The 23242-nt window shown below is 74.9% G+C and carries 25 protein-coding genes; 5 read left to right on the top strand and 20 right to left on the bottom strand.

The window, feature by feature from the left end; genetic code table 11:
* Positions 1-37 precede the first annotated feature (37 nt).
* The gene (locus ACYX4T_RS05455; protein WP_476013554.1) at positions 38-979 is read left to right on the top strand and encodes an endonuclease/exonuclease/phosphatase family protein; all 942 of its coding nucleotides are present in this window, start codon (positions 38-40) and stop codon (positions 977-979) included.
* On the opposite strand, the gene ACYX4T_RS05460 is transcribed toward ACYX4T_RS05455, so the two are convergent.
* The 9 genes from ACYX4T_RS05460 to ACYX4T_RS05500 all read right to left on the bottom strand — a co-directional run bounded on the left by ACYX4T_RS05460 (position 976) and on the right by ACYX4T_RS05500 (position 8801).
* On the bottom strand, positions 976-1425 hold the full coding sequence (locus tag ACYX4T_RS05460; protein WP_476013555.1) for an MOSC domain-containing protein: 450 nt from the start codon (positions 1423-1425) through the stop codon (positions 976-978). The genes ACYX4T_RS05455 and ACYX4T_RS05460 overlap by 4 nt on opposite strands.
* A 42-nt stretch (positions 1426-1467) precedes the next feature.
* Positions 1468-2508 (bottom strand): LLM class flavin-dependent oxidoreductase, encoded by a 1041-nt coding sequence (locus ACYX4T_RS05465; protein WP_476013556.1) that lies wholly within the window; start codon positions 2506-2508, stop codon positions 1468-1470.
* The gene (gene htpG, locus ACYX4T_RS05470) at positions 2508-4352 is read right to left on the bottom strand and encodes a molecular chaperone HtpG (protein WP_476013557.1); all 1845 of its coding nucleotides are present in this window, start codon (positions 4350-4352) and stop codon (positions 2508-2510) included. The genes ACYX4T_RS05465 and htpG overlap by 1 nt, the downstream gene beginning before the upstream one ends.
* A gap of 126 nt (positions 4353-4478) precedes the next feature.
* Positions 4479-4778, bottom strand: coding sequence for a hypothetical protein (locus ACYX4T_RS05475; RefSeq protein ID WP_476013558.1), 300 nt, complete (start codon positions 4776-4778; stop codon positions 4479-4481).
* Positions 4765-4992 carry a hypothetical protein gene (locus ACYX4T_RS05480; protein ID WP_476013559.1) on the bottom strand — a complete coding sequence of 76 codons (228 nt, stop codon included), beginning with the start codon at positions 4990-4992 and terminating at the stop codon, positions 4765-4767. The genes ACYX4T_RS05475 and ACYX4T_RS05480 overlap by 14 nt, the downstream gene beginning before the upstream one ends.
* A gap of 5 nt (positions 4993-4997) precedes the next feature.
* Positions 4998-5435 (bottom strand): hypothetical protein, encoded by a 438-nt coding sequence (locus ACYX4T_RS05485; RefSeq protein ID WP_476013560.1) that lies wholly within the window; start codon positions 5433-5435, stop codon positions 4998-5000.
* Positions 5428-6894: a multicopper oxidase family protein gene (locus tag ACYX4T_RS05490; RefSeq protein ID WP_476013561.1), complete on the bottom strand. Its 1467-nt coding sequence runs from the start codon at positions 6892-6894 to the stop codon at positions 5428-5430. The genes ACYX4T_RS05485 and ACYX4T_RS05490 overlap by 8 nt, the downstream gene beginning before the upstream one ends.
* A 138-nt stretch (positions 6895-7032) precedes the next feature.
* Positions 7033-7692, bottom strand: coding sequence for a response regulator (locus tag ACYX4T_RS05495; protein ID WP_476013562.1), 660 nt, complete (start codon positions 7690-7692; stop codon positions 7033-7035).
* Positions 7689-8801: a sensor histidine kinase gene (locus tag ACYX4T_RS05500; protein ID WP_476013563.1), complete on the bottom strand. Its 1113-nt coding sequence runs from the start codon at positions 8799-8801 to the stop codon at positions 7689-7691. The genes ACYX4T_RS05495 and ACYX4T_RS05500 overlap by 4 nt, the downstream gene beginning before the upstream one ends.
* A 156-nt stretch (positions 8802-8957) precedes the next feature.
* Between ACYX4T_RS05500 and ilvA the strand changes: the two genes are divergently transcribed.
* The gene (gene ilvA / locus ACYX4T_RS05505; protein ID WP_476013564.1) at positions 8958-10235 is read left to right on the top strand and encodes a threonine ammonia-lyase IlvA; all 1278 of its coding nucleotides are present in this window, start codon (positions 8958-8960) and stop codon (positions 10233-10235) included.
* Between the two features lie 10 nt (positions 10236-10245).
* Here the strand turns inward: ilvA and ACYX4T_RS05510 are convergent, their stop codons facing one another.
* The 5 genes from ACYX4T_RS05510 to ACYX4T_RS05530 all read right to left on the bottom strand — a co-directional run bounded on the left by ACYX4T_RS05510 (position 10246) and on the right by ACYX4T_RS05530 (position 15429).
* Entirely contained in the window at positions 10246-10770 is a 525-nt protein-coding gene (locus ACYX4T_RS05510; protein ID WP_476013565.1) for an N-acetyltransferase family protein, read from the bottom strand.
* Positions 10771-10774: 4 nt separating this feature from the next.
* A complete protein-coding gene (locus tag ACYX4T_RS05515; RefSeq protein WP_476013566.1) occupies positions 10775-12001 on the bottom strand; it encodes an MFS transporter in 1227 nt (408 codons plus the stop codon).
* A 63-nt stretch (positions 12002-12064) separates the two neighbouring features.
* On the bottom strand, positions 12065-13960 hold the full coding sequence (locus ACYX4T_RS05520) for a cytochrome c oxidase assembly protein (protein WP_476013567.1): 1896 nt from the start codon (positions 13958-13960) through the stop codon (positions 12065-12067).
* Positions 13957-14415 (bottom strand): hypothetical protein, encoded by a 459-nt coding sequence (locus ACYX4T_RS05525; RefSeq protein ID WP_476013568.1) that lies wholly within the window; start codon positions 14413-14415, stop codon positions 13957-13959. Before ACYX4T_RS05525 ends, ACYX4T_RS05520 begins: the two co-directional genes overlap by 4 nt.
* A 132-nt stretch (positions 14416-14547) precedes the next feature.
* Positions 14548-15429, bottom strand: a complete 882-nt coding sequence (locus ACYX4T_RS05530; protein WP_476013569.1) for an RDD family protein — start codon at positions 15427-15429, stop codon at positions 14548-14550.
* Between the two features lie 49 nt (positions 15430-15478).
* Here ACYX4T_RS05530 and ACYX4T_RS05535 point away from each other — a divergent pair, with 49 nt between their 5' ends.
* The 3 genes from ACYX4T_RS05535 to ACYX4T_RS05545 are packed head-to-tail and all read left to right on the top strand — an operon-like array spanning position 15479 to position 17366.
* Positions 15479-16486, top strand: coding sequence for a stage II sporulation protein M (locus tag ACYX4T_RS05535; RefSeq protein WP_476013570.1), 1008 nt, complete (start codon positions 15479-15481; stop codon positions 16484-16486).
* Positions 16487-16491: 5 nt separating this feature from the next.
* On the top strand, positions 16492-16941 hold the full coding sequence (locus ACYX4T_RS05540; protein WP_476013571.1) for a helix-turn-helix transcriptional regulator: 450 nt from the start codon (positions 16492-16494) through the stop codon (positions 16939-16941).
* Positions 16938-17366 (top strand): VOC family protein, encoded by a 429-nt coding sequence (locus ACYX4T_RS05545; RefSeq protein WP_476013572.1) that lies wholly within the window; start codon positions 16938-16940, stop codon positions 17364-17366. The genes ACYX4T_RS05540 and ACYX4T_RS05545 overlap by 4 nt, the downstream gene beginning before the upstream one ends.
* Here the strand turns inward: ACYX4T_RS05545 and ACYX4T_RS05550 are convergent.
* Genes ACYX4T_RS05550 through ACYX4T_RS05575 form a run of 6 tightly spaced genes read right to left on the bottom strand, consistent with a single transcriptional unit; the run spans position 17344 to position 23161 of the window.
* A complete protein-coding gene (locus tag ACYX4T_RS05550; protein ID WP_476013573.1) occupies positions 17344-17727 on the bottom strand; it encodes a cation:proton antiporter in 384 nt (127 codons plus the stop codon). The genes ACYX4T_RS05545 and ACYX4T_RS05550 overlap by 23 nt on opposite strands.
* Positions 17728-17732: 5 nt before the next feature.
* Positions 17733-17990 (bottom strand): MrpF/PhaF family protein, encoded by a 258-nt coding sequence (locus ACYX4T_RS05555; protein WP_476013574.1) that lies wholly within the window; start codon positions 17988-17990, stop codon positions 17733-17735.
* A complete protein-coding gene (locus ACYX4T_RS05560) occupies positions 17987-18349 on the bottom strand; it encodes a Na+/H+ antiporter subunit E (protein ID WP_476013575.1) in 363 nt (120 codons plus the stop codon). Before ACYX4T_RS05560 ends, ACYX4T_RS05555 begins: the two co-directional genes overlap by 4 nt.
* 44 nt (positions 18350-18393) lie before the next feature.
* Positions 18394-19941 (bottom strand): monovalent cation/H+ antiporter subunit D family protein, encoded by a 1548-nt coding sequence (locus ACYX4T_RS05565; protein WP_476013576.1) that lies wholly within the window; start codon positions 19939-19941, stop codon positions 18394-18396.
* A complete protein-coding gene (locus ACYX4T_RS05570; protein WP_476013577.1) occupies positions 19938-20321 on the bottom strand; it encodes a sodium:proton antiporter in 384 nt (127 codons plus the stop codon). Before ACYX4T_RS05570 ends, ACYX4T_RS05565 begins: the two co-directional genes overlap by 4 nt.
* Positions 20321-23161, bottom strand: coding sequence for a DUF4040 family protein (locus ACYX4T_RS05575; protein ID WP_476013578.1), 2841 nt, complete (start codon positions 23159-23161; stop codon positions 20321-20323). The genes ACYX4T_RS05570 and ACYX4T_RS05575 overlap by 1 nt, the downstream gene beginning before the upstream one ends.
* Positions 23162-23242 lie beyond the last annotated feature (81 nt).

The raw sequence follows: 23242 nt of genomic DNA on the forward strand, positions 1-23242 counted from the left end.
GCCGCCGACGCCGTTCCTGATCGGTACAGTCGATCAGGTGGAGCGGGAGACCGTCGGGACGGCGCCCTCCCGTCGTCTCCGGTCCTCGCCGTGGTGGTGGCTGCTGCTCGCGGCGCTGCCCTGGGCGTGGTTCCCGCTGCGCGACGGGCTGGGCCTCGTCGGCGACACCCTCGCGATCGTGCTCCCCCTGCTGGTGGGTCTCGCGGCCGTGGCGTCGGTCGCCCTCGGGCGGTGGTGGGGCGTCGTCACCGCCGTCTCGCTGGTGCTGGTCGGCGCGGTCGCGGTGGTCGGGCCGTGGACGCCCGAGGACGCCGGGCCGGTGGTGCCCGACCGGGGCGTCGCCGTCGCGAGCGCCAACGTCACGGGCCTTTCGTCCACGGTGCCGGCGCTGCGCGCGGCGGACGCCGAGGTGCTGGTCGTCGTCGAGAACTCCCCGCGGATCGACGCCGCCCTCGACGCCGCCTACCCGTTCCGCGCCTTCGTCGACGGGACCCCGTCGGTGGGGGTGTACAGCCGGGCCCCGGTGCGGCTGCTGGAGGCTCAGGGCCCCGACTTCCCGGGGCTGCGCGTGGCGGTCGAGGGCCGGTCACCGTTCGTGCTCTACGCGATGCACGTGCCCCGGCCCTGGTGGACGGGCAGCGGCAGCTACCAGGCCACGCCCGCCGAGCACCGCCGTCTGGTCGAGGAGACGGCCCAGCGCGTGACCCGCGAGCCCGGCCCGGTCGTCGTCGCCGGCGACCTCAACTCGACCGACCGCGCCCGCGACTACCGCCTGCTCGTCGACCAGGGCCTCGTCGACGCCATGCGCTCCACCTGGGCCGGGCCGACATCGGTGACGCAGTGGCGCCTGTTCGGACTGCGCATCGACCACCTGCTCGCGGGGCCCGGGTGGTGCGGCGACGACGCGCGGCGCTTCCCGCTGCCCGGCTCCGACCACGACGGCGTCGCGGCCACCGTCGGGCCCTGCGCGAGCCGTTAGGCGTCGGGGAGCTCGACCGCGTCGCCGACGGCGATCGTGCCCGAGGTGAGCACGCGGCAGATCGACCCGCCGCGGTCGTGCAGCGCGGCCCGGGCGCCGGGGCCGATCTCGGTGTCCATCACCCGGCACGGCGCCGCGCGGCGGACGACCTCCAGCACGACGTCGCCCCCCTCGCCGCGGACCACCAGCCGCGCGCCCGGCGTCGTCGGCACCGCGCCGTGGTCGAGGGTCAGCGTGCGGCGGGTCAGCTCCTCGGGCACGGGCGCCCCGTACGCCGCCGTCGCGGCCGCGAGCTCGTCTCGGCTCTGCACCGACACGTGACGGTGCCGCGAGCCGTGGTGCCGGTCGCCGACGAGGCCCCTGCCGGCCTCGGCCTCCACGCTCACCACCGGCACCATCGGCGCCTTCCGCTCGGGCGCGACGTACAGCGCGGCCACCCGGCCCACGGCGTGCCTCCCTCGAGGGTCGCCCCAGGCTTTCCCGGGCTGTCAGCCCTTCGCCACCAGCGGCGCGACCTCGGTCCCGAGCAGCTCGATGGAGTGCAGCAGGTCCGCGTGGCGCAGGCGCGGGTTGGTCATCTGCAGGTTGATGCGCTCGACGCCGCCGAGCTGCTCGGACACCCGCAGGACCTTGTCCGCCACCGTCCTCGGGTCGCCGACGAAGAACGCCCCGTCCGGCCCGCGCATGGCGTCGAAGGCCCGGCGCGTGGGCGGCATCCCGCCCCGCTCGGCGGCCACCGTCGTGAACATCTCCTCCCACCCCGGGTAGAAGGCGTTCGTGGCCTTCGCGACGTCGTCGCCGACGAAGCCGAAGCAGTGCAGGCCCACCCGCAGCGCCTCCGCCGGGTGTCCGGCGTGCTCGCCGGCGCGCCGGTAGAGGTCGACGAGCGGTGCGAACTGCTTCGGCTCCCCGCCGATGATGGCGATCATGAGCGGCAGCCCGAGCAGCCCGGCCCGGGCGAACGACTCGGGCGTGCCGCCGACCCCCACCCAGATCGGCAGCCGCTCCTGCGACGGCCGCGGGTAGACGGGCTGCTCGCTCAGCGCCGGGCGGTGCTTCCCCGACCAGGTCACCGTCGGCGACTCGTTGATCTTCAGCAGGAGGTCGAGCTTCTCGGTGAAGAGGTCGTCGTAGTCCTCGAAGGCCAGCCCGAACAGCGGGAACGCCTCGACGAACGACCCGCGACCGACGACGAGGTCGACCCGGCCGCGCGAGATGAGGTCGATCGTCGCGAACTCCTGGAACACCCGCACCGGGTCGGCCGCCGACAGCACGGTGACCGCGCTGCGCAGGCGGATGTTCTCGGTGCGCGCGGCGGCCGCGGCGAGGATCACCGGCGGCGCGGCGTCGAAGTACTCGCTGCGGTGGTGCTCGCCGATGCCGTAGGAGTGCAGGCCCACGCGGTCGGCGAGCGCGATCTCGTCGAGGAGGTGGGAGAAGCGCTCCTCGGGGCCGACGACCCGCTCGGTGTCGGGGTCGGTGACGCGGGCGACGAAGCTGTCGACGCCGAGGAGGACGCTGTCCGCCATCAGAGCGTCTTCTGCAGACGCTCGGCCAGCGTGTTGACGAACGCCGTCGGCTCCTTGAGATCGCCGCCCTCGGCCAGCAGCGCCATGCCGTAGAGCAGGCGGGCGACGTCCGGGTCGGCCTCGCCGGCACCCTGCTTCTCGCGCAGGCCGCTGACCAGCCCGTGCTGGGGGTTGAGCTCGAGGATCCGCTTGGTCACCGGCGGTTCCTGGCCCATCGCCCGGTACATCTTCTCGAGCATCGGCGACATGTCGCCGGGGTCGCCGACGAGGCAGGCCGGCGAGCTCGTCAGCCGCGACGACAGGCGGACCTCCTTGACGTCGTCGGCGAGCTCGGTGCCCATCCAGGTCAGGAGCTCGTCGAAGCCCTCGGGCCTGTCGTCGTCGCCGCCGAGGTCGACGTCGCCCTTGGCGATCGAGGCCATCGGGGTGCCGTCGAACTCGCTCACGGCGTCGGTCCAGACCTCGTCGACCTGGTCGGTGAGCAGGAGGACCTCGTAGCCCTTGGCCCGGAACGCCTCGATGTGCGGGGAGTTCTCGATGCTCGCGCGCGTCGCGCCGGTGAGGTAGTAGATCGACTCCTGGCCCTCGGGCATCCGCTCCATGTAGGCCGCGAGCGTGGTGTTCCCGTCGGGCGAGTGGGTGGACGGGAACGAGCTCGCGGCGAGGATCGCCTGCTGGTTGTCCGGGTCGGTGAGCAGGCCCTCCTTGAAGGCCCGGCCGAGCTCGGTCCAGAAGGTCGCGTACTTCTCCGGCTCGTTCTCCTGCAGCGCGGCCACCGTCTGCAGCACCTTGCGGACCAGCCGCTTGCGGATCGCCTGGATCTGGCGGTCCTGCTGGAGGATCTCGCGCGACACGTTGAGCGAGAGGTCCGCGGCGTCGACGACGCCCTTGACGAAGCGCAGGTACTCGGGGACGAGCGCCTCGCAGTCGTCCATGACGAACACGCGCTTGACGTAGAGCTGCACCCCGCGGCGCGCCTCGCGCATGAACAGGTCCATCGGCGCGTGGCTCGGGAGGAACAGCAGGCCCTGGTACTCGAAGGTGCCCTCGCCGGAGAGCCGCATGGTCTCCAGCGGCTCCTGCCAGTCGTGGCTGACGTGGCGGTAGAACTCGGTGAGCTCCTCGTCCGTCACCTCCGAGCGCGGCCGCGCCCAGAGCGCCTGGCGGGAGTTGATCGGGCCGCTCTCGCCCTCGTCCTCGTCGGTCACCAGGCGGATGGGCCAGGTGATGAAGTCCGAGTAGCGCTTGACGATGCGCCGGACGACGTCGGGCTTCGCGTAGTCGTGGAGGCTGTCCTCCGCGTCCTCGGCCTTGAGGTGCAGGGTGATGGCGGTGCCCTGCGGGGCGTCCTCGACGGGCTCGAGGGTGTAGGTGCCCTCGCCGGTCGACTCCCAGTGCACGCCCTCGCTGGTGCCGGCCCTGCGCGTGACCATCTCGACGCGGTCGGCGACCATGAAGCTCGAGTAGAAGCCGATGCCGAACTGACCGATCAGCCCCTCGGCGCTGTCCTCCTGCGACTCGCGGACCTGCGCGAGCATCTCGGCGGTGCCCGACTTCGCGATGGTGCCGATCAGCTCGACGACCTCGTCGCGCGTCATCCCGATGCCGTTGTCGCGGACGGTCAGCGTCCGGGCCTCGGCGTCCTGCGCCAGCTCGATGCGCAGATCCGACGTGTCGACCTCGAGGTCCTTGTCGCGATAGGACTCGAGGCGCAGCTTGTCCAGCGCGTCGGAGGCGTTGGAGATCAGCTCGCGCAGGAAGACGTCCTTGTCGGAGTAGATCGAGTGGATCATCAGCTGGAGCAGCTGGCGGGCCTCGGCCTGGAACTCGATCGTCTCGCTCATGCGTCCTCTCCCGCGGTGTGTCCGTGCCGTGCGCCGTCGAGGATATCGACTCGCCGACGTGGCCCGGGCGGCCCAGCCGGCCGACGCGTCACGCCGGGAGCTCGCTCGGGAGGGCGCGGACGACCGTCAGAGGTCGAGGGCGGCGCGCAGCGCTCCGTCGAGCCGGGACAGCGTCGTCGCGTCGAGGGCGCCCACCCGCTCGCCGACCCAGGCCCGGTAGAGCCGGTTCAGGTCGCCCGCGTAGGCGAAGCGGCCGCCCTCGACGGGCACGGCGAGGATGTCGCCGGGGTCGTGGTCGCGGAGCTCGAGCCCGAGCAGCCACGGTCGCGGCGAGTCCTGGACGCCGTCGCTGGAGAGCAGGACGACGGTCCGGACGACCCCGGGGCTCGAGGGGCGGGTGTAGCGGCGGAGCTCACCCCGTCGCACGGATGTCGGCCTCCGCGGCGGCGAGGTCGGCGTCGTCGGCCAGGGCGTCGGCCTGCGGGTCGCCCCAGCGCGTGCCCGCGCCCTGGCGGACCGCCTCGCGCCGGGCCGCTGCCGAGAGCCACGCCGACGTCGAGGTCCCGGCCTGCGCGGCGGCGGCCTCCGCGAGGGCGAGCGCCGTCGCGTCGAGGGAGAACGTCGCCTTCCGCGTCGCCATACCTTTCACCGTACCGTTCGCCCGGCGGACGCGGTAGCGCTCGCGATCGCGGGTCCCCGCGCCGGCCGGGCCACCGGCCGCGCCCGCACCGCCCACCACGCCAGCCCCACCGCCGCGCCGACGATCCCCACGCCCAGCGGGACGTGCACCGCCAGCACGCCCATGGCGCCCAGCGCGACCTGCGCCGTCTCGAGCACCACCAGGCCCGCCGACACCGCGATCGGCCAGGCCGGCAGCCGCCCCGGGCGCCAGGCGAGCACCGCGACCGGGACCTGGACGAACGCCACGAGCAGCAGGACGCCGCCGACGGCCTGGTGCACGGTCAGGCCGAGCGTCGAGGCCTGCAGGACCGCGCCGGCCGTGACCGGCTGGACCAGCGCCATCGCCGCGTGCAGCACCACCACGACCCGGAAGAGCGCCCGGAACGCTCCGCCGTCACCCATGGTCGTGCCCCGCCGCGATCGTCGTCGCCGGCCGCTGACCCGGTCCGACGACGAGGAACTGCAGCATCATGCCGTCGTCCTCGTGACGCAGCAGGTGGCAGTGGAGCATGTAGGGCACCGCCGGGTCGGCGTACGGGCCCACGCGCACCAGCGCCCGCACGGTGGTCCCCGGCGCGACGGCGACCGTGTCCTTCCACGCACGCCCGGCGGCCGGCCCGTCGAGGACCTGCAGGCGGGCGTCGTGGACGTGGATGTTGTGCGGCAGCGTGTGCCGGTTGGTGAACTCCCAGGTCTCGGTCGCGCCGACGGGCACCACCTCGTCGACGCGGGTCATGTCCATCGCGAGGCCGTTGATGCGGTTGTTCGACAGGACGAAGCGCCGCACCGTCGGTCCCTCGACCAGCGGCGTCTCCCGCGACAGCAGGGCGGGCACCGCGGGTGCGGGCGCCAGCCGCTCGGCGGGGCGGAGCTCGAGGAGATCGAAGGCATCGGCACCCCCGGCGGCCGCGGCGACGCCGTTGACGGCGCCCAGGTCGTCGGGCCGCGAGCGCAGCACCGTCCGCCGACCCGGCGTGCAGTCCACGACGATCTCCGCCCGCTCCCCCGGCGTGAGCAGGACGTCGTCGATCATGCGTGGCGCCGGGAGCAGGCCGACGTCGGTGCCGACGAGGGTCACCGGGGACCCGACACCGATCCGGTAGCTCCGCGCCGGGGAGGCGTTGAGCACCCGCAGCCGCACGCGGGTGGTGCGCACGTCGAGGAAGGGCGCGACCGTGCCGTTGACCAGCACCGTGTCGCCGAGCAGGCCGACGGCGTTGCGGTGCTGCTCGTCGAAGGCGCCGTCAGCGGTGAAGCTGCGGTCGGTGAGCACGACCGGGACGTCGTCGACGCCGTAGCGGTCGGGCAGGGCGACGGGCACGTCGTCGTCGACGAGGAAGACGCCGGACAGGCCACGGTGGACGTGGCGCTCGGTCGCCCCGTGCGGGTGCGGGTGGTACCAGAGCGTCGCCGCGGGCTGGTCGACGCGCCACGACGCCTCCCAGGTCGCGCCGGGGGCGATCGGCTGGTGCGGGCCGCCGTCCATGCGCGCCGGGAGGGTCATGCCGTGCCAGTGGGTGGTCGTGGTCTCGGGCAGGCGGTTGGTGACGCGCACGACGACCTCCTCACCGCGCCGGGCCCGGATCGTCGGCCCGCCGAAGGGCAGGCCGCCGTAGCCCCAGGTCGGGGTCGCGAGGCCGTCGAGGAACGTCGAGGTGCCGGGCGCGGCGGTCAGGGCGAACACCCGCCGACCGCGGCCGTCGGTCGACGACGGCGCGAGCGGCGGGATGGCGAGCGGGCGCGCGGGCGTCCGGGGCCGGACCGGCGGCGCGGCGGTGGAGCAGCCGGCCGCGGCGAGCCCGGCCGCGGCGCCGGCCGCGAGCGTGGCGCCGAGGAAGGAGCGCCGGGACAGGGGGGACACGGGCGCAGCGTCGCCGGGAGGGGACTGCCGGGGCGTCCGCGCGACGACGTGTCCCCGGCGTACGCCGCGGGGCGTAGCGACCCCGAGGTGCGCTCCGCGCTCGTGAGCAGAAAGGAGTGCTCCAGCACTCCGAGGTGCTCACCTGCGCGGAGCGCACACCCCGGTCTCGTAGGCGATCACCACGAGGGCCGGGCGGTCGCGGGCGTCGAGCTTGGTGAGCAGGCGCCCGACGTGGGTGCGGGCGGTCGCGGTGCTGATCACCAGGCGCGCGGCGATCTCGTCGTTGGTCAGCCCGGCGCCGACCAGCGCGAGGACCTCCCGCTCGCGCGGGGTGAGGACGTCCAGGCGCGCCGCGGACACGTGCGGCTGGGGCCGGCGGGCGAACTCGCCGATGAGCCGGCGGGTCACGGTCGGCGCCAGCAGCGCGTCGCCGCGGGCCACGAGCGCGATGGCGCGCACGAGGTCGGCGGGCTCGGCGTCCTTGAGCAGGAAGCCCGAGGCGCCGGCGCGCAGCGCCCGGTAGACGTACTCGTCGAGGTCGAAGGTGGTCAGGACGAGCACGGCGGTGGCCGCGAGGGCGGGGTCGGCGACGATCGCCTCCAGCGCGGTGAGCCCGTCGACGCCGGGCATGCGGACGTCCATCACGACGACGTCGGGACGGCCGGCGCGCGCGAGCGCGACCGCCTCCTCGCCGTCGGACGCCTCGCCGACCACGGTGAACCCGTCCTCGGTCTCGAGCAGGACGCGCAGGCCGGCGCGGACGAGCTGCTGGTCGTCGGCCAGCGCCACGGTGATCACCGCGACACCGCCGGCAGCACCGCCTCGACGACCACCCCGTCCGGGCCGGGCGCCACCGTCGACCGACCGCCCACGGCGGCGGCGTGCTCGGCGAGGCCCCGCAGGCCGTGCCCCGGTGTCACGGCGTCGACCGGCCCGCCGTCGTCGGCCACCCGGACCCGCACGTCGTCGCCGTCGTGGGCGAGGTCGACGACGACCCGGCGCGCCTGCCGGGCGTGGCGCACGACGTTGGTGACCGCCTCGCGCACGATCCGGAACGCCGCGCCGTCGACCGCCGGGTCGGGGCGCCCCGCGCTCCCCCGGACCTCGACCTCGACGCCCGCCAGCCCCGCGACCCGCGCCACCTCGTCGAGGCGCGCGAGCCCGGGCGCGTCGGCGGGCTCGGACTCGCGCAGCACGTCGAGCGTGGTGCGCAGCTCCGCGAGCGCCGCCCGGCTGGCCTCCTTGATCTCGAGCAGCGCGGCGACGGCCTGTTCGGGGCGGCGGTCGGCGACGTGGGCGCCGACGCCGGCCTGCACGGCGATCATCGCGAGGCTGTGCGAGACGACGTCGTGCACCTCGCGGGCCAGGCGCAGCCGTTCCTGCTCCACCCGGCGGCGGGCCTGCTCGTGGGCCTGCTCGGTCGCCGCGGTCTGGGCGCGCCGCAGGCCCCCGACGGCGACGCCGACGGCCACGGTGACGATGATCCACATGAAGCGGTCGCGGTCGGGCGCCTCCACGGAGCCGTCGCGCAGGGAGACCAGCCGGTCGAGGGTGACCCACACCGCGAAGAGCACGACCCCGATCGCCGCCGAGCGCGGCCAGCTCAGCCGGGTCGCGACGGTGTACATGGCGACGGCGACCATCAGCGACGCCGGCCCGTCGGGATACGCCATCCAGTAGTAGGGCGCGACGGTCGCCAGCGTCGAGGCGAGCACGAGCACGGGGGCGCGGCGACGCCAGGCCAGCGTCGCGGCGGCGGCCACGATGAGGGCGGCGCCGCCGGGCCACCAGGGACGGTCGTCGGGCCGGGCGACCAGCACCGTGCCGAGGACCGTGGCGACCGCGAGCGCCGCGGCCAGGGCGACGTCGGTCGCGGGCGGCCGCCACGACCGGACATCCAGGGTCACCCCGGGCACGCTAGGGGCCTGCGACGCCGCTGTCGTCAGCATCTCGACGTACGCGACCCGGGCATCTCCCGGGGTACGGCCGGACGGCGCATCGGGGGACACCTACCATCGACCGAAACCCCTGGTGACAGCCGACAGGACAGGAGCGGGACACCCATGGCGCGCGGCGGCGGTACGACCTTCGAGAAGCAGGTGCTCGAGGCGTCGGAGCGTCTGTCGGGCATTGCCGAGCGGACCCCGCTGCAGCGCAACGCCCGCCTGTCGGCCGCCACGGGCACCGAGGTGTGGTTCAAGCGCGAGGACCTGCAGGTCGGGCGCTCGTACAAGCTGCGCGGCGCCTACAACCTCATCAGCCAGCTCGACGGGGAGTCCCGCGCCGCCGGCGTCGTGTGCGCCAGCGCCGGCAACCACGCGCAGGGCTTCGCGTTCGCGTGCGCGGCGCACCGGGTGGCCGGGCGCGTCGTCATCCCGTCGACGACGCCGCGCCAGAAGCGCGAGCGGATCGTGGCGCTCGGCGGCGGGATGATCGACCTGGTCGTCGACGGCGACACCTACGACGAGTCGTCGGCCGCGGCGACGCGGTGGGCCGAGGAGACGGGCGCGACGCTCGTGCCGGCCTTCGACGACACGCGCACCGTCGCCGGCCAGGCCACGGTGATGGCCGAGATCGTCGAGCAGCTCGGCGGCGAGGCGCCGGACACGGTCGTCGTGCCGGTCGGCGGCGGCGGGCTGCTCGCCGGCACCGCCACCTGGCTGCAGGCCACCCACCCGCGCACCCGCGTCGTCGGTGTGGAGCCCGCCGGGGCGCGCAACGTCGCCGCCGCCCTGCACGCGGGCAGCCCGGTGGTGCTCGACGAGCACGGCTTCGATCGGTTCGTCGACGGCGCGGCGGTGCGCAAGGCCGGCGCCGTGACCTACCCGCTGATCCGCCGTTCGGGGGCCGAGCTCGTCGCGGTCGACGAGGGCCTGGTCTGCACCGAGATGCTCGCGCTCTACCAGACCGACGGGATCATCGCCGAGCCCGCGGGCGCGCTCGCCGGGGCCGCGATCCGGCCCGACGGCCCGGGCCTCGACCTCGTGCCGGGCGAGCGGGTCGTCGTCGTCCTCTCCGGCGGCAACAACGACGTCTCGCGCTACGCCGAGGTCATCGAGCGCTCGCTGCGCTTCCAGGGGCTCAAGCACTACTTCCTCGTCGAGTTCCCGCAGGAGCCCGGCGCGCTGCGGCGCTTCCTCGACGAGGTGCTGGGCCCCGACGACGACGTCACGCGCTTCGAGTACGTCAAGAAGGACAACCGCGAGTCGGGCCCGGCGCTGGTCGGCGTCGAGATCGGCGCCCGGGACGACCTCGAGCCCCTGCTCGAGCGCATGGCCCGCTCGCCGCTGCAGATCGAGGCGCTGGAGCCGGGGTCGCCCGCGTTCCGGTTCCTGGTCTGACGGCCGCTGTCTAGACGAGGTCCCTGGCCCACCGCGTGGCGGGCGCCGACCAGCCCGGCCCCTGGTAGGGCTCGCCGTCGGCGTACCAGCCGCGGTGGGCGTAGAACGCCTGGGCGTTCGTGTTCGCGGTGTAGACCCACAGCGTGGCCCGGGCGAACCCGGCCGTCGCGAGGTGCGCGACGCCCGCGTCGTGGAGCAGCCCGCCCGCACCGGTGCCGATGACCTCGGGGTCGAGGTAGAGGGTGTAGAGGACGCCGCTCGTCGTCGTGGTGTCGCCGGCGAGGTCGGGGTCGGTCGACGGGCCGACGGTGCAGTAGCCCCGCACCCGGCCCTGCTCGTCGTCGGCCACGAACACCGCCATCGGCTCGGGTGCGGCGATCACCTCCCGGCGCCGCTCGGCGACCTCGGCGGGGTCGAGCGCGTCGAGCCGGTCGTCGTCGACGATGCCGCGGTAGGCGTGGCGCCAGCCGGCGACGGTGATCTCGCCGATGCGGTCGGCGTCGGCGTCGACCGCGCGGCGGATGGTCCAGGGCACCCGGTCAGTCTCCGCCGTCCGGGGCCGCCGGACCCGCTGCTGCGCGGGCGGCGACCCGCTCCGGGACGGGCTCGGACGCCACCGGGGTGACGACGATGGCCGCGAGCGGCGCCAGGGCGGCGAGGGCGAACCCGGCGGCGTAGCTCGAGACGCCGATGATCGCGCCGAGCACCGGCGGCGCGGCCGTGGCGACGATGTTCTGGGTGGTGTTCTGCACGCCCAGGGCGCGCCCGGACCAGGCGGTGCCGGCGATCTCGGCGGTGGCGGTGAAGGCGAGGCCGTTGTCGGCGACGGTGATGACCGAGCCGGCGGCGATGGCGGCCACCGCGACCAGCCAGAGGGTGAGGTCGCCGAGCGCGAAGACGAGCAGCACGCCGGCGCTGGCGATGGCGAGCAGGCGCATGGGACGCAGCCGCGAGCCCACGCGGTCGGACCACCAGCCGCTCGCGATCCGCCCGCCCGCCCCGGCGAGCTGCGCGACGGCGACGAACACGCCCGCCGGGCCGGGCGACCAGCCCTGCTCGCGGACCAGGTACTCCAGCGAGAACGCCGACACCGCGAACTGCGGGAGCACGAGCAGCGCGCTCGCCGCGTGCACCCGGGGCAGGACCGCGCTGCGGTAGGGCGAGGCCGGCGGGGCCTCGCCCGCGGCGCGCGGGGCGCGGGGCGGGTCGGCGGCGACGAGCACGACGACGACCGCGCACACCACGCAGGCGAGCGCCGGCCAGCCCAGGGCCGGCAGCGAGCCCTCGCGCGCGGCGAGGGTCGGCAGCACGAGCCCGGCCGCGGCGACGCCCAGGGGTTGCGCGGTCTGCCGGATGCCCATCGCGAGGCCGCGCTCCTCGACGTCGAACCAGCCCATGATCAGGCGCCCGCTCGCGGCGTTCACCGACGCCGCCCCGATGCCGGCGAGCACCAGCAGGGCGACCGCGAGCGTCAGCGACGACGGCGCGAGCAGCGCGAGCCCGCCGGTGACGAGCCCGCACGCGCCGAGGCCGATCGCCATCGGGAGGCGCTCGCCGACCCGGTCGACCACCGCGCCCCAGGCGATCAGGGCGACCAGGAGCCCGAGCGTGGGGGCCGCGACGACCACGCCGACCGCGGCGAGGGAGAGCCCGCGTTCGTCGCGCAGGCTCGGCACGAGGAACGGCACGCCGTACACCACGGCGGACGCGGCGGTCTGCGCCGCCACGCCCGCGGCGAGGACGGCCCAGCGTCGGCGGGATCGCACGGGTGCTTGTCTACGCTATCGAGGACCACTCCGCAGGAAAGCTCTCCCACATCGTGGGACGGTTCAGCGTGATCCCAGCCCCACGAGGACGTCGGCGTGCTCGGTGCGGGCGTGCCGCGACCACGCGAACAGCACCGCGACCACCCCGGCGAGCAGCGGGAGGTCGCCGAGCAGCCAGGTCAGCACGCCGGCGAGGTGCTGGTCGGCGAGCAGGTCGGGCGCCCACGGCAGGCGCAGCCGCACGAAGAAGTCGTCGACGAAGAGCTGCCCGCTGCCCCCGTCGGCGGGCAGCACCGGCGTCCGCGACACCGGGTGGTCCGCGGCCAGCAGCGCCAGCCCGACCAGCGCGTGCACCGGCATCGACGCCAGCAGGAACGTCAGCCGCGCCAGGTGCGGCAGGCCCGGCCCGTCCGGCGGCCCGGCGACCAGCGGGCCGAGGAACAGCACCCCGACCAGCAGGAACCACAGCGTCATGAGCGGCTGCAGCCAGCCCAGCGGCTGCGTCAGCGCGAACACCGGGGTGAGGTAGAGCAGCGCCGGTGAGCCGACGACGAGCACGAGCGCCACCACGGGGTGGCTCGCCCAGCGCAGGGTCGGCGCCGCGAGCAGGTGCTCGAGCCACTCCCCCGGGCCCTCCGGTCCCCCCGGCGGCGCCTCGGGCACCGTCCGGCGCGCGAGGACCACCGGCGCCCCGAGCACCCAGAGCAGCGGCACCGCCGTGGCGACGAGCATGTGGCCCGCGATGTGCACGCTGAGCACGGCCGGCCCGTAGCGCCCCAGACCCGACGACGTGGCGACGGCGAGCAGCGCGCACCCCGCGAACCACGCGGCGCTGCGCCCGAGCGGCCACCGGGCGCCCTCGCGGGCGAGCCGGCGCAGTCCTCCGGTGTAGAGCGCGGCGAGGAGGACCGCCAGCGTCAGCGAGGCGAGCTCGGGTCGCCAGGAGGTGAGGAGGACCGTCGGGGTCGGCCGGGCCGCGAGACCGTAGCCGAGGACCGCGGTCGGCGTGCTCGCGGCGCCGGGCGCCTGGACCGGCGGCACCGCGCGCGTCGCGACCGCCGACAGGCCGGTGACGACGGCGAGGACCGCGAGCTCGACCGGCCAGGCCGCACGCCCCGTGCGGCGGCGCCACAGGACGCCGCCCGCGAGCACGGAGAGCGCGGCGGTGAGCGCGACGAGGACCGTCCAGTCGAGGCCCGCGGCCGGGCCACCGGGACCGGTGAGGGCGACGGCCGCGGCGAGCACCCCCGAGGCGACCGTCACCGCGCCGGCCGCCGTGCCGATCCGCGCGGCCCGCCACCGCGCTCTCGCGTCCCCCCCGACCAGGGCGAGCACCCCGAGCGTGCCGGTCCACGCCGCGGCGGCGACCACGTGCCCGGCCGTCGCCGGCAGGGCCAGGTCGTGGCCGACGCCGTCCGCCGCGTGCCCGGTCGCCACCGGGACCAGCAGCGCCGCCACGGCCAGGGCGAGCACGCCCGCGCCGCCGCTCCAGCGCCGGACCTCACCCGCCGCGACCGCCGTCACGACGCCGAGGACGGCGGCGAGGAGCCAGCTCACCGGCTCGCCGCGCGCCAGCATGACGGTGACGAGGTCCGGGCCGAGCGGGAGCCGCCCGCCCGTCGAGTCGGCCAGCGTCGCGGGCACCGACAGCGCCGCGGCGCCCGCGCCGACCCAGGCCGCCCCGCGCGCGACGCGCAGGGCACGTCCGCCGGTGTCGCTGAACGCGCCCGCGCCCGCGACGGGCGTCGCGACGACGAGCGCGACGAGCAGCCCGCCGATGGTTGCGGCGGCCGCGAGGTCGACGACCGTGCGCAGGACCGGGACGAGGACCCGGACCACGGTGCCCGGGTCCGCCAGGCCGAGCTCGGGGTAGCCGAGCGGGCCGCGGACGAGCACCGCCACCGCCGCGGCGAGCAGGCCGACCGCGGCCGCGCCCGCCACCAGCGCGCGCCGGCTCACGGGTCGAGCCGGCCGGGGTAGCGCGCGCGGTACTCGTCGAGGTGCTGGGACTTGCAGACGTGCTGTTCCTTCTCGTTCTGCGCCTGGCGCATGCACTCGTCGAGGGTCCGGACCCCGCCGGTCTCGAGGTAGGTGACCGCCCCGGCGAGCGTGCTCCACTCGACCGCGACGGCGATCCCGACCGCGATGACCCCGAGCGCGAGCCCGGCCGCCGGCCCGCGCCGGCCGGGGCGACCGCGCAGGCGGGCCAGCGCGGCGAGCGCGACGACCACCGCGAGCAGGCCCAGCGCGAGCCCGCCCCACCCGGTCCAGGCGCTGACCAGCGCCATCACCCCGAGAACCAGCGCGGCGACGGCGATGCCGGGCGGGCGGCGCCCTTCGGTGCCCGCGCCCGGCGTGCCGTCCGTCGCCGTCGCCGGGGCCGCGTGCGGGGTCGGGGCGGGGTCGGAGGACACGGCCCGATCGTGACAAGGCGGCGCCCTGCCCCCGGCCCCGGGGGTACCGCCCGCGCCGGTCGATGCCCAGGAGATGGTGCGATGTCCGAAGCGTCCGCCGTGGAGCGGCCCGGTCCTCGGCCCGGTGGCTCCTCAGCCCGGCGGCGCGAAGCCCGACGAGCTCGACGGCGCCGGCGCGTCCGGCGGCCGACCGGCGGCCCACGGCGAGGCCGGCGCCGGCGCGGGTCCGGAACCGGGGGTCGGAGGTCCGGCCCACGACGATCCGCCGAGGCGTTGGCTCTCCCGCCGCCGGCGCTCGCCGAGCACCGCGAGCAGGTAGGCCTCGGGCGGGATCCCGGGCGGCGGGGGCGGGGCCACGCGGGCGGCGACGTCGACGGCCAGGCGTCCCGCGAGCTCGGCGCGGCGGGGGCCGGCGAGCTGGTCCGCGCGGACGAGGAACTGGCGGGCGGCGAGGGCGAGGTCGTCGGGCAGCGCGAGCTCGCACTGCTGGGCCCACGCCGCCAGGCGCGGGTCGGCGGGCGGGAGGCCGTCGAGAGCCGAGCCCGGGAGCCGCTCGCGGACGACGACGGTGCCCGCCAGCAGGTCGCCGACCCGCTGACCCCGCGCCGAGCTCGCCGACACCACGACCCCGATCAGCCCGGTGAACAGCGAGAGCAGCCCGAAGTCGACGATGAAGCCGGCCAGCGCGCGGGCCAGGGCGTGGCGGAAGACGATCGGCCCGCCGTCGGTGCGCACCACCCGCAGGCCCATGGCGTACTTCCCGGGCGAGCGACCCCGGGTCAGCGTCTCCCAGAGCAGCGGGTAGCCGACGAACACGCCGACGGTGACGACGATGCTGATCGCCGCCCCGAGCGCCTCGTCGACCTCCGCCCCGGCCAGCGACATCGTCAGCAGCACCGCAACGAGCAGCGCGCTCATGACGATCACGTCGAGCGCGAGGCCGAGCGCGCGGCTGGGCAGCCGGGCGGTGCGGACGTCCAGCTCGACGGCCTCGCCGATCACCACCCGGTCCACGGCGCCATCGTGCCAGCGAGCCGCCGATTCGGTGGGAGGATCGGTGATCGTGGACGTCGACGCGTACGTGGCCGCGCACCGGCCCGAGTGGGACCGCCTGGCGGATCTGCTCGACCGCCGGCGCTGGGCCGGCGCCGAGGTCGACGAGGTCGTCGCGCTCTACGAGCGCACCGCCACCCACCTGTCGGTCGTGCGGTCCACCTCGCCCGACCCGGCGCTGATCGCGCGGCTCTCGACGCTGGTCGCGCGGGCCCGCACGGCGATCACCGGGTCGACGACGGCGTCGTGGCGCGACCTCACCCGCTTCGCCGGCGTCGGCTTCGCCGTCGCGCTCGCCGCGTCGTGGCGGTGGTGGCTGACGACGCTGACGGTGTGCTCGGTCGTCATGGTCGCGGTCGGGGTGTGGGTGGCGCGCTCCCCCGACGTCCAGGCCGCGCTCCTGCCGCCGGAGGAGACCCGCCGGCTGGTCGAGGAGGACTTCGCCGCGTACTACAGCTCGAACCCCGCGTCGTCGTTCGCGGCGCGCGTGTGGACGAACAACGCCTGGCTCGCCGCGGTCTGCCTCGTCTCGGGCGTGCTGGTCCTGCCGGTGCTCTATGTGCTGCTGCAGAACGTCGTCAACATCGGGATCTCGGGCGGGATCCTCGCCGCCAACGGCCGCGCCGACCTCTTCTTCGGGCTCATCACCCCCCACGGCCTGCTCGAGCTCACCGCCCTGTTCGTCGCGGCCGGGGCGGGACTGCGGCTGGGCTGGGCGTGGATCGACCCCGGGCCGCTGACCCGGTCGGAGTCGCTCGCGCGCCAGGGCCGCACGACCGTCGGGGTGGCGCTCGGGGTGGGGGTGCTGCTGCTGATCTCGGGGGTGATCGAGGCGTTCGTGACGCCCTCGGGGCTGCCGACCGCGGCGCGGATCGGGATCGGGGTGCTCGCCGAGCTCGGCTTCGTCGCCTACGTGCTGTGGGGCGTGGCGCTGGTGCGCCGCCACGGCCCGACGGCGCCGACGCTCGCCGACCTCGCCGCCGACCGGCGCGGGGCGGCCCTGCCGGCGACCGGGTGACGGCGATGGTCGTCCCCGAGGACCTGCTCGTCGGCCTGCGCCGCGCCCGCGACCGCATCGACCGGCACTACGCCGAGTCGCTCGACCTCGACGCGCTCGCCGCCACGGCGGGGCTGTCGAAGTTCCACTTCCTGCGCTGCTTCGCCCGCACCTACGGCCGCACCCCGCACGCCTACCTCACCGAGCGCCGCGTCGAGCGCGCCCAGGACCTGCTGCGAGCCACCAACCTCACCGTCACCGAGGTCTGCTGGCTCGTCGGGTACTCGGCGCTCGGGTCGTTCTCGACGCGGTTCCGCCGCCTCGTGGGGTGCAGCCCGTCGGAGTACCAGGCGCGCTGGGCGCCCACCGGGCCGCCGCGCATCCCGGGCTGCTTCGTCATGATGCACGGCCTGTCGGACCGAGCAACTCCGGAGAAGCCGGGGGGCGGCCCGGCGCGAGGAGAATCCTCCGCATGATCACCAACATCTCGCTGGTCACGCTGTACGTCACCGACCAGGACGAGGCGAAGACGTTCTACTGCGACGTGATGGGCTTCGTGGAGGGCACCGATGTCCGCATGGGCGAGGGCTTCCGGTGGGTGACGGTCAAGCACCCGGAGCAGCCCGAGCTCGAGGTGACGCTGATGGTCCCCGGCCCGCCGCTGGACGAGGACATGGCGAGCGCCGTCCGCCGCGCCCTCGCGGCCGGCTCCATGGGTGGGTTCGGGCTGACCACCGACGACTGCCGCGCGGAGTACGAGCGCCTGGGCAAGCTCGGCGTCGAGTTCACCCAGGAGCCCTCCGAGCGCCCCTACGGCATCGAGGCCGTCATGCGGGACAACTCGGGCAACTGGCTGGTGCTCGTCGAGCCGCGCGCGTTCAGTCCCGCGGACCTCGGCTGACGGGCCCTCGCCCGGCACGCCGGTTCTCGTCCGCCTCGGTCACCGCCGAGGTCGCGAGCTCGTCGTAGCGCGTGTGTTCGGCGAGCGGAGTGCCGGTGAGGTAGGCGCTGCGGGCGATGTACATGCCGGCCACCGCGCTCGTGGCGAGCTGGAGCAGCACCGCGAGCGCGACCTTGACCGTGTCGGCCACGGTCGGCGCGACGAGCAGGGCACCGATCGTGACGAAGCCCAGCCCGAGCCCCGCGGCCGTGGTGAGGGCCGAGGTGCGGGTGTACACGTCGGGGAGGCGGACCAGGTTGACGGCCGCCGTGAGGAAGATCAGGCCGCCGAGCACGGCGAGGATCTGACCGAGCAGTGACATCGCCGCTACCGTTTCTGTCCGGTGATCAGGCGGGCCAGCGCGAGGGTCGCGAGGAACCCGACGGCGGTCGCGATCAGGACCAGGTCGAAGGTCGCGCTGCTGGCCAGGGCCACCCCGACGAGGGCGATGAGACCGATGGTCACGAAGAGGATGAAGTCGGACGCGAGAGCCCGGTCCACCCTGGTCGGACCGGCGACCATCCGGTAGATCAGCGCGGGCAGCGTGCTCGCCAGGAGCACCGCGGTGATCGCGAGCCCGATCACGGTCGGAACCCGTTCCGGCGGACGGCGTGCAGCATGCGCCGCTCCATCTCCTGAAGGTCGCCGCGGGCGTCGTCCGCGTCGGTGTTGTACATGCTGTGCACCCACATCACCCGCGTCGCGGGGGCCGTGTGCGCGTCGCGGTGGCCGGCGCCCATGGTGAGGGTGCCCGGGGTGAGCGAGATGAGGACGCCCAGGAAGGTCAGCTCGGCGTCCCGGACGCACCGTGTGTCCAGCTCGACGATGCCGGGGGTCGAGTTGACGCCCGGCGTGACGCTGTCGCGGATGAGATCGGCGTAGGAGCGTGCCAACGCGCCGAGGTACCAGAGCGCGAACCCGAGCCACCGCAGCGGCCAGCTCATCGGAGAGGAGGGGCCTGGGCGGTCCCCGGCGGAGACGGGTCGACTCACGGCGTCAACACCGCCTGGACGTAGGACGTGGTGTCGACCAGGCCGTCGGCGGCCACCGACGAGAGCCAGAGCATCAGCTCGCCGCCGATGCCGAACGCGAGGGTCGCCAGCACCAGGGCGACCGCGGGCGCGGCGAGGGCCGGCCCGATCCGTCGCGATGCCCGCACGGCGACCGCGGTGTCGCCGCCGCCGACGTCCGGCGTCCCTGCCGAGGAACCCTCGTCCTCGCGGGCGGGGGTTCCCCAGAAGGTGCTCGACCAGATCTTCAGCATGGCCAGCAGCGTGAGCAGGCTCGCGAGGACGGCGATCATTCCGGCCGCCCACTGTCCCGTCGAGAACGAGGCGGTGACGAGCGCGTACTTCGCGACGAACCCGGAGAACGGCGGGAGACCCGCCAGCGACAGTGCGCCGGCGAAGAACGCCACCGCGATCACGGGCTCACGGCGCAGGAGGCCCCGGACCCGCCCCAGGGGGGCGGTGCCGTACCGGACCTCGACCGCGCCCGTGGACAGGAACAACGACGTCTTCACGATCATGTGGTGGAGCTGGTAGAAGATCCCCGCGGCGAGACCGAGAGGTCCGAACAGGGCGAGCCCGAGCAGGATGTAACCGACCTGGCTGACCGTGCTGAACGCCAGGACGGCGCGCGTGGCGTTCTCGCCGACCGCCCCGAACCCGCCCACGATCATGGTGACCGAGAAGAGGACGATCCCGACCCAGAGCCAGCGGCTGTCGCCGTCGAAGACCACGGCGTAGACGCGGTAGATGGCGTAGATCGCGACCTTGGTGTGCAGTGCGGAGAAGAGCGCCGCGATGGTCGGGGAGGTCGCCGAGTAGGCCTGCGCCAGCCAGCCGTGCACCGGAACGACGGCTGCCTTGATCGACAGCGCGAACAGGCACACCGCGGCGGCCGCGGCGACGGCCGAGGAGTCGCGGGCGGCGGACGCGAGCTCGCCGAGGTTCACCGTCCCGGTGACCCCGTAGATGAGGCCCACACCGGCGAGGAAGATCGTCGACGTGAGCAGGTTGACGGTGACGTAGAGCCGGTTCCCGCGGACCTGTCGCTCGCTGTCGGTGCCCCGGGCGGCCAGCATGAGCAGGCCGTACGACGGCAGCAGCATGACCTCGATGAAGACGAACAGGTTGAACAGGTCGCCGGTGAGCAGCGCCCCGTTCACCCCACCCGTGAGGACGAGGACCAGCGGCGCGAACATCCGTCGCTGCTCCTGGCCCGCGGCGACCGCGAAGGCGCAGCACGCCAGGGTCAGCAGGCCCGTGGCGGCGACCATGAGCGCGGCGAACATGTCCGCGACGAACACGATCGCCACGCCCGGCAGCCAGTTGCCGACCTGGTGCGCCAGGACGGAGCCGTCGGTGCGGGCCACCACGAGGAGCACGCCGACCGTGCTGTTCGCGATCAGTACCCCGAACAGCACCACGCGGTCGAGCACGGCGCGACGGTCGGCGATGACGAGGCACCCGGCGGCCAGCAGCGGCAGCCCGACCAGCAACGGCAGGGCCACGCTCGCGACTCCGCCGGTCATCGCGGCACCTCCTGCTCCGCGGTGCCGTCGGCGCCCGCGCTCCCGGCCGTGTCGTCGGTGTCGTCGGTGTCGTCGGTGTCGTCGGTGTCGTCACTGCCGCGCCCGACGACCGCCAGGACCGCCATGTAGACGGTGATCGAGAAGGCGATCACGATCGCGGTCAGCACGAAGGCCTGCGGCAACGGGTCGGCGGTGACGGCGGGGTCGGGAGCGTCGCCCAGCGGCTCGCTACGGCGGGAGATGCCTCCCGCCGACATGATCAGAAGGTTCACGGCGTGCGAGAGCAGGACGAAGCCCAGCACGATGCGCAACATGCCGCGCTGCGCGAGGAGGTAGACACCGCCGGCCACGAGCAGGCCCACCGAGATCGCCAGAGCCATCAGACCTCCTCTCCCGTCCGGGTCATGTCGGGGTCGACCGGTTGCCGCGACCTGCCGTTCCCGGCTCCGGTGCGCACCGCGGCGTGCGACGGCTGTCGGAGGGCGCCGTCGCCGGCGACGTCCCCGGGGGCGAGGGAGGGGCCGAGCCGGTTCAGGGCGGTGAGGATCACCCCGACGACGACGAGGTAGACCCCGACGTCGAAGATCAGCGCGGTGGTCAGACTCTGCCCGAGGACGTAACCACGCTGCGGGGCCAGGAACGTCCCGTCGACGAGTCCGAGCAGCCCCGAGAGCACGGCGACGACGACCCCGCCACCGGCCAGGGCCATCGCGGGCACCCGGATGCGCGCCGTGCGCTCCGAGGGCGCGGTCAGGAAGAACAGCGCGACTCCGCCGCCCCCGACCAGCCCGGAGATGAAGCCTCCGCCGGGCTCGTAGTGGCCGCGCAGCAGCAGCCACACCGACAGGACGACCAGGACCGGACCCATGCCGCGGGCCAGCGTGCGCCCGAAGACCGCGTTCTCGCCCGGGTCGCGCAGCGGCGAGTCCGACCGGACCGTGAGGGCCGAGGGACGCCGTTGGGGGAGCAGCCGCCGGGTGTCGAGAGCCACCACGATCACCACCGCGGCGACGCCGAGGACGGTCAGCTCCCCCAGCGTGTCCAGAGCTCGGTAGTCGACGAGGATGGTGTTGACGACGTTGCTGCCGCCGGTGTCGGCGGGGGCCTCGGCGAGGAAGTACCTCCCGACCGGCGAGAGCTCGGGGCGCCCCGTCAGGGCGAGCACGCCGACCGTCGCAGCCAGGCCCGCCACGAGGGCGAGGACTCCGGCGCCGAGGTTCCGCCACCGGCCACCGGGACGGAACCGCTCGGGCAACCGCGACAGCACCAGGGCGAGCACCACCACCGTGAGGATCTCGACGAGCAGCTGGGTGAGGGCCACGTCGGCGGCGCCGAGGACGAAGAACCACACCGTGACCCCGAACCCGACCACGCCGACCAGCACGAGACCGGCGAGGCGGTGGCGTGCGGCGACCAGCCCGCCGACCCCCGCGAGGAGCAGGGCGGTGAGCATCCAGTCCACCGGGCGATCGAGGCCGGGGCTCGGCGACGGGATCCCGGCGACCGCCACACCGCACGTGGCGAGAACGAGCACGCCGGTCACCGGCACGACCAGGTGTCGCGTCGGCGTGTACGAGCGGGTGAGAGCGGCGACCCGGGTCCCGAGTGCGGTCGCCCCCGCACGGAGCGCCTCGGTGACCCCCACCCCGGTGACGGGGAGCAGGTTCCGCTCCAGCGCCCGCCCGACGCGCGCCCGGCCCACCACGAGCAGCAGGCCGCCCGTCAGGGCCAGCGCGGAGAGCCCCAGTTCGGGGGTGACCCCGTGCCACAGCGCCAGGTCCGCCTCGACGCCGACCCCGGCCGCAGCGCTCGCGGCCCGGCTGATCGTGGGATCGACCAGGAACGCGGCCGGCCCGAGGAGCAGCCCGAGCCCCGCCAGCAGGACCGGCGACGAGACGAAGAGGGCGGGCGCCTCACGGGTCGTGGGCGGGCGGGGCGGACCGGTCAGGCAGCCCAGCACGATGCGACCGCAGTAGGCGACGGTGAGCATCGCTGCCGCCGTGCCGACACCGGCGGCGACGGGCCCCGTCCAGCTCGGCCCGGGGGCCTCGAGCAGCGCAGCGAGGACGCTCTCCTTGCTGAGGAACCCCAGCAGCGGCGGCACCCCCGCCATCGAGGCCGCCGCCACGGCCATCGCGACCGCGGTCACCGGCATGAGCCGGGCGAGCCCGGAGAGCTCCCGGATGCCCCGGGTGCCGGTCTGGTGGTCGACGACGCCGACGAGCATGAACAGCGCGCCCTTGAACAGCGCGTGCGCCAGGGTGTGGACGGTGCCGGCGACCATCGCCTCGGGAGTGCCCACCCCGATCGCGGCCACGAGGAAACCCAGCTGGCTGACCGTGGAGTAGGCCAGCAACTCCTTGAGATCGTGGCGCTGGAGCGCGAACAGTGCCCCCATCACCGCCGTCACCAGGCCGACCGTGATGACCAGGATGTTCCAGGTCGGCGTGGCACCGAGCGCGGGCGAGAAGCGCAGCAACAGGTAGATGCCCGCCTTGACCATCGCGGCGGCGTGCAGATAGGCGCTGACCGGGGTCGGAGCCACCATCGCGTCGGGCAGCCAGGAGTGGAAGGGGAACTGTGCCGACTTGGTGAACGCCGCCACCGCCAGCAGGACCGCCACGGCTGCGGCCACGAGCGGTTCCGTGGTCCAGAACGGGTGCACGAGCACCGCGGAGAGCTCGGTGGTGCCCGCGCGCACCGCCGCGAGAACGACGCCGGCGAGCAGGCTCAGTCCACCGAACACGGTGATGAGCAGCGTGCGGATGGCCGGCGGGCCCGCGTCGGGCCCGGACCGTGCGATGAGGAAGAAGGAGCACAGCGTCGTCAGCTCCCACATCACGAAGAGCAGGAGCACGTCGTCCGCGAGGACCAGACCGAGCATCGCTGCGGCGAACAGCGTCATCAGCCCGTAGAAGCCGGGATCCGACCGGTGCAGGTAGCTGGCCGAGTAGGCGAGCACCAGCGCGCCGACGAGCAGGACGAGCATCGCGAACAGCATCGACAGCCCGTCGACCCGCAGACGCAGCGCCACGTCCAGGGTCGGTAGCCAGGGCAGCTCCGTGGCGAGATCGCCGCCGGTGCCGGCCGCAAGCGCCACGGCCAGCCCGACGAGGCCCGCAGCGAGCGGCCAGCCGGCGCGCCGGCCCCACCACGAGGCCATCAGCGGGGCGAGCGCGGCCCATACGAAGGTCAGGCCGAAGACGATCGGCAGGATCACAGCAGAGGCACTTCCAGGTCGCGACCGTGGGCAGGAGCACTCGGTGGGCTCAGGCTCCGACCCGCAACGGATCGCTCAGTG

This window comes from Actinomycetospora sp. ABD4_176 (assembly GCF_056311855.1).